Below are 18,862 nucleotides of genomic sequence, written 5' to 3'. Positions count from 1 at the left end.
CTGGGGTCTCGCCCGGTTCTTCGGGTACTTCAGATCACGGGAAGTTCGCCAGGTTGGACGGGGTCGTCTCCGGCGGGGTCACGTCACCCTTGTCGTTGATGATGTGGGTGATCGAGCCCTTCTCGTTGAGCGAGACGGTCGCCATGCTGTGGAACTTCACGCCCGGCGCGGCCGGGACCTCGAAGGCGTGGTCGTTCTTGACCTCGGGGTTGACGTTGAAGAAGCAGTAGCTGCCCAGGCCCCACGCCTCGTGGTCGGTGACCTGGTCGCCGACCTTGTAGGCGGCCCAGCCCTCCTGGCCCTTGTCGTTCATGTACGCGGCCTGGTCCGGGACGTCGTAGGGCATCTCGTTCTGGAAGAAGATCGTCTTGCCGTTGTTGCCGTTCCAGATGACCTGGTACTTGTTGTAGTGCTCGACGAACAGGCCGGTGGCCGTCACGTCGTCACCGTTGACCAGCACGCCGGTGTCGCCCGGGTTGACGTCCCAGCCGAACGAGCCCTCGTTGCCGTGGTCGGCGCGCCAGGCCCAGATGTGGTCCATGACCGCGTTCTTGCTGTTGACCACCAGGCTGTTGGTGGCCTTGCCCGCGACGGTGCCGCCCAGCCGGAAGAACACGTCCTGCATGATCGTCGGGTTCTGCGAGTGGTCCGCCGAAGCGCCCTCCTCGCCGACGGTCAGCAGGCTCGGCGAGTTCTGGGTGCCCGCGTCGAACAGCACGCCCTTGATGCGGACGCCGTCGACGTCGGCGACCTCCATCGCAGTCTTGCCGGTCTCGGGCATCAGCGTCGGGTAGCCGATGCCGAGCACGATCGTGTCCGGGTTGGTGATCTTGATCGTGTCGTCGAGGTGGTACACGCCCGGGGTGAAGAACAGGTTGCACCCCGAGGCCACGGCGGCGTTGATGTCGGCCGCGGTGTCGGTCGGCTTCGCCACGTAGAACTGGCTCATCGGCACCGACTTGCCCGGCGTCTCACCGCCGGCCCAGCTCGGGCCGGTGGCGTCGGTGCGCACGTCCGGGCGGAACACCTGGTACTTGCCCTCGCCGTCGACGTACAGGTACGGCACGTCGGCCGACACCGGCGTCGACTCCAGGGTGGTGTGCGGCGGGTCCGGGAACGCGGTGGGCGGTGCGCCCTGCACGCCGGAGAACGTCATGTTCCAGACGCCGCCGTCCCAGGCGCCCAGCTGCGAGTCGCGGGTGTACCACTGCTGCTGCGACGAGGACTCGGTGGTGCCCGAGACCTTCGTGTCGGCCAGGTAGCCGCCGCTGGCCCAGCCGTAGCTCTCCGGGTACAGGTCCAGGTCGCCCTGGATGTCCATCCGCCGCATCGGCGCGGCCTGGGACACGCCCCAGCGGTTGGCGCCGTTGGGCTTGACCGTCATGTTCTCGGCCGAGCGCCAGAAGTTCTGCGTCGCGTTGCCCTGGTCGGACTCGTTGAACGCGTCGACGGTGATGTTGCCGTTGATGGTGACGTCGCCGGGGTTCTTCCCGAGACCGGCCACCGAGGTGTAGTACCCGACGTTGTCGTTGACGGTGTACTCGCCCGGCTTGAACAGGTGTGCGACCCGGTCCTCGGACATCTGGTCGGCCAGCGTGTCCTTGAGGTTGTTGAAGTCGTCGTCGAGCTGCTTCTGGATGTCCTGGGCGGGCATCGACGGGTCGAAGATCCGCACGTTGGGACCGAAGTCCGGCGTGTCGGTCCCGGCGCAGGCCTGCGGCCCGGGAGCCGGGGCCGGGGCTGCCGGCTGCGCGGGATGCGCACCGGGCATCGCCGCCGCACTCGGCGCGACGGCGGTGACGGCGGCGACGGCTGCCATTCCCGCGAAGAACGGGAACCGGCGTCGCCCACGCCGTTGTGAGACGGGAGTCATGTTTCAAGCACCTCCGGAAAAGGACAATGCGTCGAACGCACTGCGTGAGAGCGCTCTCAGGTCGGCACCCTAGACCGATCAAGAGCGAAACCGGAAGGCATTCGGCGGGAAACCGCCAGTGCGCCAGTCGATTCCCGTTTTCCCAGCTGAGGAGTCTGCGGAGGTCAAACGGGTCGTCGCCGTTCCGCATTCACGAATTCGGCTTTCTTTTCCCCTTCTCGTTCCCGCCCGGAAGAGCGGAAAACGTGCGCCCGGGGCGGGGCGCACGTTTTTCAGCGTACCTCGGTTCAATTATCGGGTCACGAAATACTTTCAGCGCCCCGCCCGGGAAGCCAGGTCGAAGCTCGGGTGCGGTGGCTGGTTGTAGGCGGTGTTCTGCCAGGCGACCGCCTGCCGGTACTGGCGGTCCTCCATCAGCGAGGGCAGCGACACGTCCGTCGGTTCGGTCGTGCTGAACACCCGCAGCGCGCTGCTGTCGGTGGTGCGGTAGACGACCTCCTCGCGCCAGTCGCCCATCAGGTCCGCCGACAGAGCCGGGGTCGCCTTGGTCCCGTTGTTTGAGGCGACGCCCTCGAAGTCCTGCACGCGTTGCTCGCCGTCGGGCGAGTACTCGTCGACGTGGGTGTCGTCGAGGAGTTCGCGGGTGGTGTCGCCGTCCCACCACACCAGGAAGTTCATCGACTCCGGGCGCGGCCCGATCTCGTTGCCCGCCGAGTCGCGCAGCTCCGGTTCGGCCGCCGACCAGTGCTCCGCGCCCGGGTTGTCGGCCCAGATGTCGCCGGCCACGCCGCGGCCGTTGTCCCCGGCGGGCGCGGTCTGCCACAGCACCTCACCGGTCGCGGCGTCGGCCAGCCACGAGCCCGGCTGCGTCTCGTCCTCGTCGACCTTGAAGACCTCCTGGCCCGGCCGGTCCGGGGCGAAGTCGCCGACGTGCAGCGCGTCGCCGTGTCCGAAACCGGTGTTCCACAGCGCTTTCCCGGTGTCGTCGAGCGCCATCGCGCCGTAGACGATCTCGTCGTTGCCGTCCTCGTCGACGTCGGCCACCGACAGGTTGTGGTTGCCCTGCCCGGCGTACTGCTCGCCCGCGACGTCGCTGTCGAAGGTCCACAGCGGCTGCAGCGTCCCGTCGCTGAAGTCCCAGGCGGTGACCACCGTGCGGGTGTAGTAGCCGCGGGCCTCGATCAGCGCGGATCTGCCGCCGATCTGCGCGGTGGCGGCCAGGAAGCGGTCGGCGCGGTTGCCGGTGTCGTCGCCCCAGTCGGCCAGGTCGCCGCGCGGCGGGATGAAATCGGTGGTGTGCCGGGCCGCCCCGGTCGCGCCGTCGAAGACGGTCAGGAACTCCGGTCCCTCCAGCACGAACCCGTCGGCGTTGCGGTGATCGGCCTCGGCGTCTCCGATCGGGGTCCCGGCGCCGTCGACGGTGCCGTCGGCGGTCTTCATCGCGACCTCGTCGCGGCCGTCGCCGTCGTAGTCGTAGACCTGGAACTGCGTGTAGTGCGCGCCCGCCCGGATGTTGCGCCCCAGGTCGATCCGCCACAGCCGCGTGCCGTCGGCCTCGTAGGCGTCGACGACGGCGTTGCCCGTGTAGCCGGGCTGCGAGTTGTCCTTGGAGTTCGACGGGTCCCACTTGACCACGTACTCGTACTGGCCGTCGGCGTCGAGGTCGCCGACGCTGACGTCGTTGGCGCTGTAGGTGTAGGTCTCGCCGCTGGGCGTGGTCCCGCCCTCGGGGATCTGCAGCGGGATGTCGAGGTGGTCGGCGAACGTGCGGGCCGGTGCGGCGTCTCGCGCGGAAACCCCTGCCGGCACGACTGAATACCGGGCGTGCGGCGGTGCTCCGGCGTCGAAGAAGCTGGTGCCGCGCTGCGTGCTCACCAAGGTGCCGTCGCGGTAGACGTCGAAGCCGGCTTCGGCCGGGTCGGAGCCGAACCGGCGCCAGGAGACGAAGGTTCCGCCGTCCCGGTCGATCGCGACCGCGGCGCGGTCGGCGGGCGGGGGAGCGGCGGGGGCCGGTGCGGGCCACGTCAGCGGCAGCATCGCGGCGGTGATGAGGGGGAAGAGCGGTCGGGACAGGAGCTTTCGTTGCCTGGAATCCATTGAGGACCCTGCCGATCGTCTCGGGGGCGCGGCGTCGCGCCCCGGTGGATGAGCCGTCGTGCACGTCGTCGACGCAGTGCGGTAAACGCTTTCCTAGGCAGTTCGGAAGCATAGGAAAGGGTGATCGGAAGTGCAAGGTTGGTTTCCGGTTCAACCGAGCGGGTTGAGGGCGCGGAAGGCGAAGTGCAGGTCGTAGCTCAGCGACGGGGAGTGCAGCAGCGATCGCTCCAGCAGCTGCTCGGCGCGTGCCAGCCGCTTGCGCACCGCCGTGGTCGACAGGCCCAGCGCCTCGGCGGACTCGGTCAGGTGGGTGTCGGCGAGCAACCAGGCGCGCACCGTCTCGCGCAGTCGCGGCGATTCGCGCAGCGGTGCCAGCAGCTGCGCGGCCCAGCGGCGCACCGCGTCGCTGCGCAGCAGCGCGTCGAGGTCGTCCGCGCCGGAACCCTCCGGGGCGCCCGAGTTGCGCAGCCGCAGCGCCAGGTCCACGCAGGCCTGGTCGTGCAGCCGGTGCAGGTCGCGGTCCAGCAGCGCGCCGATCTTGTGCAGCCGCGCCTGCAGCGTGTTGCGGTGGATCTTGAGGTGCCGGGCGGCCTGCTGGTGGAACATCAGCCAGGACGTCAACGTGCCCTGCAGCTCCTCGCGGGTGGGATCTTGCGGGCGCTGCGGGGTGAACTCCTCCAGCCCGGCCAGCACCTGACGCGCCCAGCGCTGCCCCGGACCGGCGATCTCGGCGGCGAGGTCGTGGCCGCGGCCGAAGGTCGCGAAGCGCTCGGCGTTGCCGCGCGCGTGCGCCAGCGCGTGGAAGGCCTGCTGGTAGGCGACGGCGTAGTCGCGCAGCGGCAGGACGTTGCTGATGCCCACGCTGATCCGGCCGGTGCTCGCGGTCGCGGTCGCCACCAGCTCGGCTGCGCAGGCCCGCTCCTCCTCGTGGCTCATCGGGGGCACGGCCGGGATGAGGTGGCCGCTGTAGACCGGGCACTTGATCATCCAGGCGCGGTCGCCGGTGATGCGCAGCAGCTCCTCGGCGACGGCGTCGCGCTCGCCGCGCTCCAGGGCGCCGACCTCGACCACCCACACCCGCATCGGGTCCGGCAGCGGTTCGCCCAGCGCCCCGGCGGTGCGGTGCGCGGTGGCCAGACCGCCGTCGATGAGCAGGTGCAGCACGGCCTCGCGGACCTGGTCACCCGCCTCGTCGGCCCGCCGCCACCGCTCCTGGGCGTGGTGCGCGCGCCAGGACAGCGCGAGCAGGCGCAGCGCGTCGGTGCGTCCGGGCTCGGCGGTGAAGCGGTCCAGGGACGGCCCGGCCAGCGCGAGCGTCGGGGCGTCGGGTTCGGTGGACAGCGCGAACGCGGCGAGCTGGTGCTGCCCGTCGTGCTCGACGGCCGATCGGGTTCCGCCGCTGCGCACCCGCCGGACGGTGCCGGTGATGGCGTCGGGCAGGCCCCGGTGCGGGGTGAGGGGTGCGCCGTTGCGGTCGAACAGCGCGGCGTGGCCGTCGATCTCGGCGGCGATGCGGCCGAGCAGCCGCAGCGGCCCGCCGGTCTCGGCGTCGCGTTGCAGGCCGCGCAACCGGTCCAGGCTCTCCCGCTCGTCGCCGGGCACTGCGTCACCCCCAGGTCATCACACTTTCGGGTGACGATCGTAGGGGGTGTGCCGCGATCTGGTGCAGCACACCGAACCCGGTTTCCGGGCCTGACTGTGCGAAGCGGAACTGGAACGCTCGTGATCGACGCATCTAGCCTGGTCACGTCGCCATCGCGGCGGACGAACCGGCGCGCGGACCACGCGCACGGGAGTCGGCCGGCGTCCCGCGAACGGCGACGGGCTGGCGCCGCGCCACGTCACCCTGGGGGTCGGTGTTCGCACCACGCTGAGGCGAGGAGGAAGAGGGAAGCCTCCTCGCCTCAGCGCTTTTCACGCGCGGGTCACAGGGATTCGAGGAAGCGGTGCGCCAGCGGGGCCGAGGAGGCCGGGTTCTGGCCGGTGTGCAGGTTGCGGTCGACCACGACGTTCGGGGCCCAGGCCGGGCCCTCGTTGAAGGTGACGCCCAGGGCTTCGAGGCGGTCCTGCAGCAGCCACGGGGCCTTGTCGGCCAGGCCCGCCTGGGTCTCCTCGGCGTTGGTGAAGGCCGTGACCTCGTAGCCGCGGAACGGCGAGTCGCCGCCGCTCTCGGTGGCCAGCAGGGCGGCCGGGCCGTGGCAGACGACGGCCAGCGGCTTGCCGGAGGCCAGCGCGCCGGTCAGGACGCGGGCCGAGTCGTCGTCGACCGCGAGGTCCTCCATCGGGCCGTGGCCGCCGGGGTAGAACACCGCGTCGTAGGCGTCGAGGTCGACGGTGGCCAGGTCGATCGGGTTCTTCAGCTCGGTGGCCTTCTCCAGCACCGCCGCGATGTGGTCGGCGGCCTCCTGACCGCCGTTGGCGTCGGCGCTCAGGCTGCCCTGGTCGACGACGGGCACCACGGCGCCCGGGGAGGCGACCACGATCTCGTGCCCGGCGCGGGTGAACGCCTCGTAAGGCGCCACGAACTCCTCGGCCCAGAAGCCCGTGGGGTGCTTGCTGCCGTCGTTGAGGGTCCAGTGGTCCGCGCCGGTGAGCACGAACAGGATCTTCGCCATGATGTGTCGCTCTCAGACTCGTGATGTGCGATGCCGACTCCGACCGTAGGCGCGGTCTCGGCGGCCGTGCCAATCGGCGAACCGATGACGGCCATCAGGGTTCTGATGGCTGAGCTCGCAGGCCCGGCGATAGGATCGCGGCATGGGCGAGCGCGCGGCCGAGGGCTCCGGCCCGGTCGATCTGGGGCTGCTGCGGACCTTCCTGGCGGTGCACCGGACGGGGTCGTTCACCTCCGCCGCGCGCGTTCTCGGGCTCGCGCAGCCGACCGTGACCGGGCAGGTGCGGGCGCTGGAGGACCACCTCGGGCGGCAGCTTTTCGAGCGGCTGCCGCGCGGGGCCGCGGCGACGGCGGTCGCCGACGAGCTCGCCGCCGAGGTCGCCGGACCGCTCGACGCTCTCGCCGCCGTCGCCGAGCGCGGCACCGGCCGGGAGGGAGACGAGCCGGTGCGGCTGGCCGGTCCGGCGGAACTGCTGGGCGAGCGGGTGCTGCCCGAACTCGCGCCGCTGGTGGCCGACGGGCTCCGGCTGCGGGTGACCACCGGCCTGGCCGACGAACTGCTGGAAGGTCTGCGGGCCGGCCGTTTCGACCTCGTGGTGTCGGCGATCCGGCCGCGCGGGCGCACGATCGCGGCGACCGCGCTGGCCGACGAGGAGTTCGTGCTCGTCGCCGGGTCGGCGTGGGCGGAGCGCCTCGGTGAGCTGACTGCCGGGGAGCTGACACCGGGGGAGCTGGGTGCGCTCGCCGAGGTGCCGCTGCTGACCTACGCCGAGGACCTGCCGATCGCACGCCGCTACTGGCGGCACGTCTTCGGCAGGCGGCTGAACACCCCGGCGGCCGTGGTGATGCCGGACCTGCGCGCCCAGGCCGGCGCCGTCGCCGCCGGTGCGGGCATCGCGGTCCTCCCGCGCTACCTCTGCGCGGACGCCCTCGCCTCGGGAGACCTGATCGCGCTGCTGGACCCGCCGGACCCGCCGATCAACACGCTCTTCCTCGCCGAACGCGCCGGGACCTCGCAGAGCCCCCACCTCACCCGCGTCCGCGACCGGCTGCTGCGGGCTGCGCGCGACTGGTAGGCGGCTCGCGGCGGTGGCCGCCGCGGCAGGGGGCAGTTCTTCCTCGAATCACCCATGATCGATGTCCGAAATGTCCGGACAATTCGAGGAAAAACTGTCCCCTGCCGAGCGCTGCACGCCGCTGCGTCCCGGCCTCGCCCGTGTTGCGCCGAACAGGGGATCGTGATTCGTCGGCGCAAGGACATAGATTGGAGTCGAGTCTCATCCATAGGAATTGCGGACGCGGTTGAAACGATTTCAGCGGTGTGGAATCAGGGAACCTTATGATTTTGGGTGGGACATTCTGCTGTCCGGTGTCACATCACAATTCGGGGCGGGAGGAAACGCCGTTATCGGGAGCGTTCTCAGCGCCGGGAGTTGTAGATGTCGCGGGAACGGGGGTCCATCGTCGTTTTGAGGTTCCGCAGGGCGTGGTGCAGCCGGGATTTCACCGTTCCCGGCGGAATGCCCAGCGACCTCGCGGCCTTGGTCGCGGTGCTGTCGGCGAAGTAGACCTCGTAGAGCACCGAGCGGTGCCCGGGGGTCAGCCTGCTGACCATCTTGGCCACCACGACCCGGTTGACCACCGCGTCGGCGTGGTCGGCGTCGTACTCGCCGGACGCGGTGCCCGCGGCCTCGTCGACCTCGGTGGGACGCGCGCGACGTGCGCGGATGCGGTCGATGGCGATGTTGTGCGCGACCCTGGTCAACCAGCCCCACACCGAGCCGCGCTCCGGCGTCAGCGAATCGGCGTGCTGCCAGGCGCGGAGCATCGTCTCCTGCACGACGTCCTCGGCGTGGTGCGGGTCGGCCAGGATCTTGTTCACGTACGCCAGCAGGCGAAGGTAGTAGTCGTCGTAGAGCGACTTCAGAGTCGCGTCTGTGTTTCGAACGTCGTGCTCACCGCCTCTGGTGGTCGTCGTGGCGTGTGCCCGTTCGAATGCGATCGCGGATCGCGGATCTCCGACTAGCGTCATGTGGCTTCTTCATTCGGTTGTCTGCCCCGCCGGTGAATCGCTCGCGAGAACTGAGAGGAAACGACCGGAGACGGGGATTCCGGATGGCAGCGATGAGCTTGCCCGTTAGCTCGATCGGAGGAAATCCGGGAGCTCACGTAGATTTTCTACGTGGCACTTGGGGGTCGCTCATATGAGCATCGACGTGGGCGATTTTTCGGGTTTCGTCCCCATGTGCCGGACCAACTGGTCGGTCTGAAAAATAAAGGTAATGTGAACGATCGATGACGGGGTTGTGATTGGTGACGCGGCGTCAGAGCCCGGCCCCGCAGCGTCGTGATCACCGCCAGCGCGGCTGCTCTCACTGCGTGAGCGGAGGGTGAGTTCCGCGACGGTGAGTGACGGGTCTGGCCTCGTGGATCGCGGTGCCGCTCAGGCCGATCTGGTGTCGACCTCGCCGCCGTCGTGGCGGGTCGCCTCGACCGCGATCTCCACCCGCGAGCGCACCCCGAGCTTGGCCAGGATGTGCGAGACGTGGACCTCGACCGTGCGGCGCGAGGAGAACAGCGCCGCCGCGATGTCGGGGTTGGGCAGCCCGTCGGCCACCAGCCGCGCGATCTGCCGCTCGGTCGGCGTCAGCGACTCCCAGCCGTTGGTGGCGCGACGGCGCCGCCCCCGGGTGTGCCGCACGCCGTGCGGGCGCATCCGCGAGTCCGCGCGCCGCAGGTCCCAGGTGGCGCCCAGGTCCTGGTAGATCTGCACCGCCCGGGCGTAGGCGGCGCGCGCCGGGGTGGGTTCGCCGCGCTCTGCCAGCACCACCGCCATGTCCTCCAGCGCCCGCGCGCAGCGGGGCGGCTGGTTGGTGGAGCTGTAGAGCTCGATCGCGGCGCGCAGCGCGGTCGGATCGCGCTCCAGCAGGCCGCGGCAGTGCTGCGAGGCGGCCACGATGTTGGGCACCGCGCCCACGGCCGCGTCCTCGGCGCAGGCGTCGGTGGCGCGGCCGGCGATCTCGGCCTCGCCCGCGTCGGCCGCCAGCCGCACCAGGTTCGGCAGCCACAGGTAGCGGGTGCCGAACCGGGTGCCCGCGGTCAGCGCCTCCGACAGCAGCCGCACCGCGCGATCGGGGTCGTCGTCGGACTCGGCGTGCATCGCGGCCGCCAGCAGCAGGAACTCGGCCGACGAGCGGGTGCTCAGCTGCCCGTCGCAGCCGGCGGCGCGCAGGTTGCGCCGCAGCGTCGCGCGGTCATCGCGGTGACCGGCCAGCAGCGCCGAGAGCCCGCGCAGCAAGCGCAGCCCCGCCGGGTCCAGGTGGTCGGCGAGCTCGGCGGCGGCTTCCAGCTCGGCGGTCGCGTCGTCCCAGCGGCCGATCGTGTAGTAGTGGTTGGCCGCCGACAGGCGCACCGCGCCCAGCCGGGCCGGTGTCGCCGACCGCTCGGCCATCGCCAGCATCTCGTGCAGCGCGCCCTCGGCCTCCTCGGCCTGGCCGAGCCCGAACAGCAGCGTCATCCGGTTGCCCAGCACCGTGAGCCGCAGATCTGCGTTCTCCGGCGCGTCGCCGAGCGCGGCACCGGCCTGCTCGTAGCAGATCACCGCCTCGGCGAGGTCGCAGCGGCGCGCCAGCGCGGCACCGCGCACGTGCAGGGCCAGGCCGAGCGCGAAACCGTCGCGTGAGGGGCGGGCCTCGGCCAGCGCCCGCTCCACGGCCGCGTCGGCGGCCTCGAAGTGACCGCGCGAGAGCATCACCTGACCGAGCACCGCGTGCATCCGGGCCAGCCACGGGCGGTCGAAACCCGGTGTCCGCAGCGCCTTCTCGACCACCTCGGCGGCCAGGTCGTCCTGCCCCAGCACCGCCAGCGACCACGCCAGGTACCAGCTGAGCTCGGCGGAGCAGGCGGCGTCGTCGGTGTCGGCCAGCGCGCGCTCGCTGAGGTCGCGGGCCTGCTCCGGGCGTCCCAGCTGCACCATCGCCAGCACTCGGGCGGTGCGCAGGGAATCGCGGCGGGAGTCCTGGGTGGACAGCAGCGGGAGGGCGTTGGCGAGCAGGCCCTCGGCGGACTCCGGGGCGCGGTGGGCCAGCATCCGGCCGTTGTCGACCAGCCAGTCCAGTCCCCAGTCGTCGATCTCGGCGTCGTCGACGGCGATCGAGGCCATCAGCTGCTCGCCGACCCGCTCCACCGGTGCGCCGGAGGAGGCCAGCGCGCGGGCCGCCTGGTGGTGCAGCGCCAGCCGCAGCGCCGTGGGCGTTGTCTCGTGCAGGGCCTGGCGGATCAGCCCGTGCTGGAAGGTCAGCCGCGATCCCGACTCCACCAGCAGACCGGCCGTGAGCGCCTCCTCGACGCTGCCGACCAGCGCCACCACCGGGCGCTCGGAGACGGTGCGCAGGTCGGTCACCGAGAACGTCGGCCCGAGCAGGGCGGCCATCCGCAGCAGGCCGATCGTGTCGCTGCCGACGAAACCCAGGCGGGAGGCGATGGCCTCGGCCAGCGAGCGCGGCAGCGCGCCGTCGCTGAACGCGGCGGTCAGCTCGGCGCGCTCGGCGTCGGTGTCGAGGTGCTGCTCGCGGCTGAGCGCCAGCACCATCTCCCGCACGTAGCGGGGGTTCCCGGCCGCGCGGCCCAGCGTCGCCCGCAGGGCCGGCCCGATCTCGGCGGCACCCGTGAGGTGCGCGGCCAGTCCCGCCGTGGCGAGTTCGTCGAGCGGGTTCACCGGGATCCGGACCGCCGCGCGGTCCTCGCCGCGCACCACGCCGAGCTCGGTGCGGCCGCCCGACGGGCGCACCGCCGCGACCAGCAGCAGCGGCAGGTGCTCGGTCAGGCGGCTGAGCCGGTGCCACACCAGCAGGCTCGCCTCGTCGGCCCACTGCACGTCGTCGACCGCCAGCACGAGAGGCCCTGCGGTGCAGAGCTTCTCGGTGAGCGCGATGAGCTGCTCGGCGATCGCGGGCACCGGGTCGTCGCCCGAGGCGCCTAGGCGTTCGTGGATCGCCAGGACCTCCGGGTCGCCGGAGGTCGGGTGCACCGCGAGGCAGTCCAGCAGGACGCGCAGCGGGAAGCGCTGGGACAGCTGGTCGGCGGTGGCGTGGTGCACCGCGCAGCCGAGCTCGGAGGCTTCGGCGAGCAGGGCGCGCAGCAGCGCGGTCTTGCCGATGCCGGGCTCACCTTCGAGCCAGAGCACGGTGCCGCGCCCGGCGGCCACCTCGCCCGCGAGTCCGCGCAGCTGCGCCAGTTCGGCGTCCCGCCCGAACAGCTCCGGTCCCATCAGCGCGCCCCCACCTGAGCCCGGAAAGCCCGGTGCTTGATCAAGTTCTGCTCGCCCAAGCCTAGCCCCCGCTCCGCGACGCGTTGTGCCACGCCGAGCGCCACCCGCGCCTGCGGGCGCGCGGGATCAGCACCCTGCCCAGGGCGGTGAGCACCACCAGCAGCCCGACGCCACCGGTGACCAGCAGCGCGACCAGGCGCGGCAGCGGGTCCACGACCGGTTTCGGCGGCAGGTGCGCGGGCGGGGCCGCGGCGGCCATCGGCTTCTCGCCCGATTCGGCGGGCAGCACCGAGGTGACCGCGGCGGCCGGGTTGACCACGCCGTAACCGCGCTGCGGATCGGGCAGGTCGGCGGGCGGGTGATCGGCGGTGTCCTGCAACCGGTTTCGCACCTCGGAGGCCGAGAGGTCCGGGTGGTAGGCGCGCACCAGCGCGGCCGTGCCCGCGACGAACGCGACGCCGATGCCGCCGCCGGAGGCCACGATCTGCCCGCTGCCGCGCGGGGCGATGCCCACCACCTCGTTGCCCGGGGCGACCAGCGCGGGCTGCCCGGCGGCGTGCTGGATCGGGTCGCCCTCGTCGGTGATGCCGGTGACCGGCAGCGCCTCCGGGAACCCGGCGGGGTAGGGGACCGCGTCCTCGCCGACGTCCACATCGGACGGTGCGATGACCAGCGCGTCCTTGCTCAGCGCGTAGGACACCGCCGCGCGCAGCCCGCCGTCGGCCGAGGCCGTGCCCACCGACACCGCGATCACCTCCGCGCCGCCGTCGGCGGCCGAGCGGATCGCCGAGGCCAGCTTGCCCGGGTCGACCTCGTCGGGATCGTCGGTGATCCGGATCGGCAGGATCCGGGCGCCGGGGGCGATGCCGGTGAACCCGGTGCCCGCCGCCGGGCGCGCCGCGATCACCCCGGCCATGAACGTGTCCCGGCCCGCGCAGTCGTCGTCGCCCGCGCCACCGCTGAGGCTCTGGCCCGACAGCACCGCCCCGGACAGCGCCGGAGCGGCCGCGCTGACGCCCGTGCCGATCACCGCGACCGTCACCGCGTCACCGCTGGTCAGCTCCCACACGCTGCTCGGAGCGAGGCGCTCCAGCGCCCAACCCTCCTGCGGCACCACGTGATCCGCCGGTTGCGCGCACTGCTGGGCGACCGCCGGGATCGGCGCGGCGGTGAGCAGCGCACCCACGACCAGCGCCGTCGCCACCGCCCTCATGCGCGGTCTCCCGCCGGACGCGGCTCCAACCAGGCCGCCTGCATCAGCGTCGCGCTGCGGCGGGTCACCAGGTGCGCCCGGCCCGCGGGCAGCACCTGCGGGCGCATGCCGTTGAGCAGCGGCATCTCCGTGGGCGGGCAGGAGAACGCCAGGTCCGGCGTGTTGGACTCCTGCATGCGCCGCACCACCGAGTCCATCGACAGCCGGGACGACCCGGCCGCGCTGCGCGTGAGGATCACGTGCAGACCGATGTCGGCGGCCTGCGGCAGCAGGTCCAGCAGCGAGTCCAGCGGGCCGCCCATCGTGCTGGCCAGCAGGTCGTAGTCGTCGACGAGGATGAACACCTCCGGGCCCGACCACCAGTCGCGGCGCTGCAGCTGCTGCGGTGTGATGTCCGCGCCCGGCAGGCGTTCCCGCAGCTCGTTGGCGGCGGTGCCGATGATGTCCTTGGCCGCCGTCGCCGAGAACGCGAAACCCCGCCGGTAGGCGTCGGGGACGGCGTCGAGCAGCACGCGGCGCGAGTCCACCAGGATCAGCTCCGCCTCGCCCGGGGCGTAGGTCTTCGGGATCGCGTCGGCGACCAGCCGCAGCAGCCCGGTCTTGCCGCTGCCGGTGTCGCCCAGCACCGTCAGGTGCGGCTGGGTCGCGAAGTCGTGCCACACCGGCTGCAGGTCGGCCTCGCCCCAGCCCAGCGGGAGCCGCAGCTTGCCCTCCGGCTCGGGAAGGCGCTCGGCGGGCAGCACCGCGGGCAGCATCCGAACCCCGGCGGCGTCCTCGCCGTCCCAGTTGTCGGCCACCGCCTCGGCCAGCATCCGGGCGCCCTTGGCCAGGTCGTCGACCCGGCGCAGACCGTCCAGGCGCGGCACCGCCGACAGGAAGTGCAGCTTGTCCATCGTCAGACCGCGGCCCGGCTGGCGCGGCACACCGGCGGCCGCGCGCATGTCGATGACCGAGTCGATCGAGTCGCCCAGCCGCAGCTCCAGCCGGGTGCCCAGCTGGTCGCGCAGCTGGCTGTGGATGTCGGCCCAGCGGCTGGTGGTCAGCATCAGGTGGATGCCGTAGGTCAGCCCGCGCGAGGCGAGCGAGCGGATCGTCTGGTCGTGCTGCTCGAAGTCGCTGCGCAGCGTGCCCCAGTTGTCCACCACCAGGAACACGTCGCCGAACGAGTCCTCCGGGACCCGCCCCTCGCGGCGCAGCTCCCGGTACTCGGCCATGTTCTCCACGCCGTGCTGGGCGAAGAGCTCCTCGCGCCGGGACAGCACGCCCTGCACCTCGGCCACCGTGCGGCTGACGCGCTCGGAGTCCATGCGCCCGGCGATGCCGCCGATGTGCGGCAGCTCGCCGAGGGTCTGCAGCGTGCCACCGCCGAAGTCCAGGCAGTAGAACTGCACCTCGTCCGGGGTGTGGGTGAGCGCGAGACCGGCGATGAGGGTGCGCAGCATCGTCGACTTGCCCGCCTGCGGGCCACCGGCGATGCCGACGTGCCCGCCGACGCCGGAGAGGTCCACCATGTACAGCTCGCGGGCCTGGTCGAAGGGCTTGTCGATGACGCCCACCGGCACCTGCAGCTTGCCGCGACCCGGCCAGCTGATCGGCGTCAGGCCGCGGTCGGGGTCGGGCACCAGCGGCGGCAGCAGCTCGTCGAGCGTCGGCGGCTCGTCCAGCGGCGGCAACCACACCTGGTGCGCGGGCGGGCCCTGGCCCTTGAGGCGGCTGACCGCGACCTGCAGCAGCGTCTCGGTGGTCTCCTCCTCCCCGGTCTCCGGCTCCGGTTCGGGGACCTGCTCGGTGGGCGTCTCCGGCAGCCGCGCGGCGCCGAAGGTCACCACCTGGCGGCTGATCTCCGCCTTGCGCTGCTCGGCGGTGCGCCGCTTGAACGGCGCCGAGACGTAGGCGGCCTTGAACCGCGACAGCGTCGCCACGTCCGAGCGCAGGTAGCCGTTGCCCGGCGCGCTCGGCAGCTGGTAGGCGTCCGGGACGCCGATCACCGAGCGGCTCTCCATCGCCGAGAACGTGCGCAGACCGATCCGGTAGGACAGGTGGCTCTCCAGCTTGTGCATCCGGCCGTCGTCGATGCGCTGCGAGGCCAGCAGCAGGTGCACGCCCAGCGACCGGCCCAGCCGGCCGATCATCACGAACAGCTCCGCGAAGTCCGGGTGCGAGGCCAGCAGCTCGCTGAACTCGTCGACGACCAGGAACAGGCTCGGCATCGGTGCGAGGGGTGCGCCGTTGGCGCGGGCCTTCTCGTACTCCAGCAGCGAGCTGTAGTTGCCCGCCGAGCGCAGCAGCTCCTGGCGGCGCACCATCTCGCCCTGCAGCGCGTCCTGCATGCGGGTCACCAGCGGAGCTTCGTCGGCCAGGTTGGTGATCACCGCCGAGGTGTGCGGCAGCTCGTCCAGGCCGAGGAACGTGGCGCCGCCCTTGAAGTCGACCAACACGAAGTTGAGGACCTCGGAGGAGTGCGTGACGGCCATCGCGACCACGAGCGTGCGCAGCAGCTCCGACTTGCCCGAACCGGTCGCGCCGATGAGCAGGCCGTGCGGGCCCATGCCGCCCTGGGCGGACTCCTTGATGTCCAGCTCGATCTTGGTGCCGTTCTCGGCGATGCCGATCGGCACCCGCAGCCGGTCCTGCTGCGAGGTGCGCGCCCAGGTGCGGGCGGCGTCGAGCTTGTCCATCTCACCGACCTCCAGCAGCGCGGCCAGGTCGAAGTCGGTGACCATCGGCTCGACGATGTCGGTGGTGGCGCTGAGCCGGAACGGGGCGAGAGTGCGCGCCAGCGACGCGATCTGCGACGGGCTCAGCGAATCCGGCGCGCCCAGCTCGGTGCGGACCTCCGCGCCCGAGCGGTTCAGCCGGATCATGTCGATCTCGTCGGCGGCGACCTCCAGCCGCAGCGTGGTGCGCTGGGCGGGGCCGGACATGTCGAGGTTGAGCACGGTGGCGTTGCGGTAGCCGGCACCGGCCAGGCGCGACTCCGCCGGGGTCGTGATGCCGTCGAGGACCACCACCACGTACGGCTCGTCGCGGGTCGGGCTCGCCCCGGCCTCGAAGCGGCCGCGGTCGTTGAGGTCCGGGCCGACGAGGGCTTCGAGCTCGGCGAGCGAGCCGGTCAGCATCCGGACGTGCCCGGCGCCGTCCTGCTGGCTGGTGTGCTGGGCGTGCGGCAGCCACTTCACCCAGTCCCACTCCGGGGCCCGCTCCGGGCTCGCGCACACGGCGATCTTGAGGTCGTCGGGGGAGTGGAAGGTCACCAGCTGCGCCAGCACCGCCCGCAGCAGGCCGCGCGCAGCCTCGGCGTCGCCGCGCATCTGCACCTGCGAGAAACCGCGCAGGAACAAGGCCGTCGGCAGATCGTCCACAGTGGTGTAGGCCTTGATGAACCGGCGCAGCGCCCGCGCCGACAGCGGCTCCAGGTCCTCGACCGGCTTGGACTGCACCGGTGTCATCTTCATCGCCAGCCGCTGCGCGGACCGTCCGATGCGGACCTCGGCGAAGTCGGCGTGCGACAGGCGGCGCTCCCACAACCGGCCGCTCATCGCCACCGACCACAGGCCCGACGGGTCGGGATGCCGCCACGACAACGCCTTCCGCTGATCGGCCGCGACCTGGCGGACCTGCTTGCGCATCTGGCCGAGGTAGCGCAGGTAGTCGCGGCGCTCGCCCTTGAGGCGGCGCTTGCGCTCGCCGACGCTGCGGCCCATCTGGCCGAAGCCCATCGCGAGCATCGACACGGCCATCAGCGCCACCACGACGAGCCCGATGCCGCCGAAACCGCCGGAACCACCGCGGCCCATGAACATCAGCATCATGGCGCCGGAGCCCAACGCCATCGGCAGGTACATCAGCAGCCCGCCGAACCCACCGCTGACCTGCTCGGGGATGACGGGCGGCTCCTGCAGGGACAGTTCCCCGTCGGGCATCGTGGGGGGCTTCTGCCTGGCCGGTCGCCGGAACGGCGTCACACTCACTGCGATCAGATCCTTTCCCCTGCATCCCCTCACCCCTCTACACGGATGGAGCACTCCAATCGGGTCAAAGCGGAGGGGAGAACCCGGAGCAACGAATTCATCACGGCAATCCCGGTGCCCCGACGCGTCCGCCGTCGTGGGGATCGGGACGGGTGGTGGTGAGAGGTGTTGCGCCGGGGCGGTTTTAGCCACAATTCCCAGAAGTCGACACCCGTTCCCCGGGTCGGTTCCTGCGGAAACCGCCCACAAGTGGGGGCAGCTACCTCCGGTTACCTGAATCCGGTGTCCGGAGGAGAGGAGTTCGGCAAAACGGTTGAACTCTTCATGAGCCGAGCCGCGTGTGGTGGGTATGACGGGAACGACGGCTCAGCCTGCGGTTGCGGCAGGCGAGGTGTGTCGACTGACGATCCAGGGCCCCAGCTCTCGGGTCGAGCTCGCGGTGCCCGCCCACATCCCGCTCGCGGACCTGCTGCCCACCTTCCTCGACCACCTCGGCGGTGGCCTCGGGAACGCGGGCCTGGAACACGACGGATGGGTGCTGCAGCGGCTCGGCGAGCCCGCCCTGCAGGAGGATCTCGGCACTGCCGCGCTGGGCCTCTACGACGGCGACATCCTCCACCTCCGGCCGCGCAACGACCAGTTGCCGCCGGCCGACTTCGACGACCTCGCCGACGGCGTGGCGACCGGAATCCGCAACCAGCGCAAGGACCTGTGGCGTCCGGAGAGCACCCGGCGCGCGTTCCTGGCGCTGCTCGGCGCCTCGCTCGCGCTCGGACTGGTGCTGCTGCCCAGCATCGGCGCCGGGCAGTGGGTGGCCATCACCGCAGGCAGCGTCGCGCTCGTCCTGCTCGGCGCCGCCGCCCTGTCCTCGCGGGCCCTCGGCGACCGGGCCGCTTCGGAACTGCTGTTCTCCGGCAGCGCCGCGTTCGCCGCGGCCGCCGGATGGGCGCTTCCGATGATCGGGCGGCCCGTCATCGCCATGAGCACCCAGCTCGTCGCGCCCTGCCTGACCGCAGCCGCGGTGTGCACCAGCGTCATCGTCCTCGGCCGGTTCCTCGTCGGCGGCGGGTTCGGAGCCGGTTACCTCGCCGCGATGCTCGCCACCGGGCTGACCGCGCTCGTCGGACTCCTCAACACCTTCGACATGCTCTCCGCCGGAGGCGCGGCCGCCGTCGTGCTCGCAGTGACGCTGCTGGTCGGCACCCGCGTCCCGCGCATCGCCGCGTGGCTCGCCGGGCTGAAGGTGCCGCCGCTGCCGACCTCCGCGGAGCAGTTCCAGGAAGGAATCGACCCCGAACCCGGCCGCGAGCTGATGGACCGCACCGCCGAGGCGGACTTCAACCTCACCGCGCTGTGCGCCGGACTCGGCGTCGTCATCGCCGGATGTCTCGGCATCCTCGCCTTCACCCCCGGGTGGGCGTCGCCGACGCTGGCCGCCATCGCCTCGTTCCTGCTCCTGCTGCACTCCCGCGAGTTCGCGAGTTCCCGCCAGCGCGTGGCCGTCATGGTGCCCGGTTTCCTCGGCCTCGCCGCCGTGATCACCGCGCTGTGCCTGGTGATCCCCGGCGCCTGGCGGATCGCCGTCATCGGCGCGCTGATCGTCCTGTCCGGACTGCTGCTCGCCGGAGCCCGCAGCCTGCCCGGCCGCCGCATGCTCCCGCACTGGGGCCGCGCGGGCGACTGGGCGCACATGACCCTCGCGATCGCCATCGTCCCGATGACGTTGGCAGCGCTGAACCTCTACGCAGTGGTGAGGGCCGCATGGTCGTGAACGAGGTTCTCCGGTGGAGCCGGAGCTCGGGCACCTTCCTGTCCGGGGGAGGTC

The 18,862-nt window shown here is 71.9% G+C and carries 10 protein-coding genes; 2 read left to right on the top strand and 8 right to left on the bottom strand.

What is annotated here, in order from left to right:
* Positions 1 to 34 precede the first annotated feature (34 nt).
* The 4 genes from QFW96_RS03040 to QFW96_RS03025 form a co-directional block, all read right to left on the bottom strand.
* Positions 35 to 1,873, bottom strand: a complete 1,839-nt coding sequence (locus QFW96_RS03040) for a hypothetical protein (protein ID WP_281453921.1) — start codon at positions 1,871 to 1,873, stop codon at positions 35 to 37.
* Between the two features lie 312 nt (positions 1,874 to 2,185).
* Positions 2,186 to 3,970 carry a rhamnogalacturonan lyase gene (locus QFW96_RS03035; protein ID WP_281453920.1) on the bottom strand — a complete coding sequence of 595 codons (1,785 nt, stop codon included), beginning with the start codon at positions 3,968 to 3,970 and terminating at the stop codon, positions 2,186 to 2,188.
* Positions 3,971 to 4,120: 150 nt separating this feature from the next.
* Positions 4,121 to 5,572, bottom strand: coding sequence for a helix-turn-helix domain-containing protein (locus QFW96_RS03030; RefSeq protein WP_281453919.1), 1,452 nt, complete (start codon positions 5,570 to 5,572; stop codon positions 4,121 to 4,123).
* Positions 5,573 to 5,895: 323 nt separating this feature from the next.
* A complete protein-coding gene (locus QFW96_RS03025; protein ID WP_281453918.1) occupies positions 5,896 to 6,585 on the bottom strand; it encodes a type 1 glutamine amidotransferase domain-containing protein in 690 nt (229 codons plus the stop codon).
* 142 nt (positions 6,586 to 6,727) lie between these two features.
* Here QFW96_RS03025 and QFW96_RS03020 point away from each other — a divergent pair, with 142 nt between their 5' ends.
* On the top strand, positions 6,728 to 7,660 hold the full coding sequence (locus QFW96_RS03020) for a LysR family transcriptional regulator (protein ID WP_281453917.1): 933 nt from the start codon (positions 6,728 to 6,730) through the stop codon (positions 7,658 to 7,660).
* 344 nt (positions 7,661 to 8,004) lie between these two features.
* On the opposite strand, the gene QFW96_RS03015 is transcribed toward QFW96_RS03020, so the two are convergent.
* The 4 genes from QFW96_RS03015 to eccCa all read right to left on the bottom strand — a co-directional run bounded on the left by QFW96_RS03015 (position 8,005) and on the right by eccCa (position 16,989).
* A complete protein-coding gene (locus QFW96_RS03015) occupies positions 8,005 to 8,511 on the bottom strand; it encodes a sigma-70 family RNA polymerase sigma factor (protein ID WP_281454029.1) in 507 nt (168 codons plus the stop codon).
* Positions 8,512 to 9,027: 516 nt separating this feature from the next.
* On the bottom strand, positions 9,028 to 11,853 hold the full coding sequence (locus QFW96_RS03010) for a helix-turn-helix transcriptional regulator (protein WP_281453916.1): 2,826 nt from the start codon (positions 11,851 to 11,853) through the stop codon (positions 9,028 to 9,030).
* A gap of 61 nt (positions 11,854 to 11,914) precedes the next feature.
* The gene (locus tag QFW96_RS03005; protein WP_281453915.1) at positions 11,915 to 13,066 is read right to left on the bottom strand and encodes a S8 family serine peptidase; all 1,152 of its coding nucleotides are present in this window, start codon (positions 13,064 to 13,066) and stop codon (positions 11,915 to 11,917) included.
* On the bottom strand, positions 13,063 to 16,989 hold the full coding sequence (eccCa, locus tag QFW96_RS03000; RefSeq protein ID WP_281453914.1) for a type VII secretion protein EccCa: 3,927 nt from the start codon (positions 16,987 to 16,989) through the stop codon (positions 13,063 to 13,065). Before eccCa ends, QFW96_RS03005 begins: the two co-directional genes overlap by 4 nt.
* Before the next feature lie 439 nt (positions 16,990 to 17,428).
* Here eccCa and eccD point away from each other — a divergent pair, with 439 nt between their 5' ends.
* Positions 17,429 to 18,808: a type VII secretion integral membrane protein EccD gene (gene eccD / locus QFW96_RS02995; RefSeq protein WP_281453913.1), complete on the top strand. Its 1,380-nt coding sequence runs from the start codon at positions 17,429 to 17,431 to the stop codon at positions 18,806 to 18,808.
* Positions 18,809 to 18,862 lie beyond the last annotated feature (54 nt).

The sequence above is a fragment of the Saccharopolyspora ipomoeae genome (genome assembly GCF_029952525.1).
Lineage (GTDB): Bacteria > Actinomycetota > Actinomycetes > Mycobacteriales > Pseudonocardiaceae > Saccharopolyspora > Saccharopolyspora ipomoeae.
The sequence above is the reverse complement of the archived record's forward strand: the minus strand, read 5'-3'. Positions and strand labels throughout refer to the sequence as shown.

Coding starts and splice junctions, on each gene's coding strand:
- QFW96_RS03040 (WP_281453921.1), bottom strand. CDS start 1,873: ATGACTCCCGTCTCACAACGGCGTGGGCGACGCCGGTTCCCGTTCTTC.
- QFW96_RS03035 (WP_281453920.1), bottom strand. CDS start 3,970: ATGGATTCCAGGCAACGAAAGCTCCTGTCCCGACCGCTCTTCCCCCTC.
- QFW96_RS03025 (WP_281453918.1), bottom strand. CDS start 6,585: ATGGCGAAGATCCTGTTCGTGCTCACCGGCGCGGACCACTGGACCCTC.
- QFW96_RS03020 (WP_281453917.1), top strand. CDS start 6,728: ATGGGCGAGCGCGCGGCCGAGGGCTCCGGCCCGGTCGATCTGGGGCTG.
- QFW96_RS03010 (WP_281453916.1), bottom strand. CDS start 11,853: ATGGGACCGGAGCTGTTCGGGCGGGACGCCGAACTGGCGCAGCTGCGC.
- QFW96_RS03005 (WP_281453915.1), bottom strand. CDS start 13,066: ATGAGGGCGGTGGCGACGGCGCTGGTCGTGGGTGCGCTGCTCACCGCC.
- eccCa (WP_281453914.1), bottom strand. CDS start 16,989: ATGCCCGACGGGGAACTGTCCCTGCAGGAGCCGCCCGTCATCCCCGAG.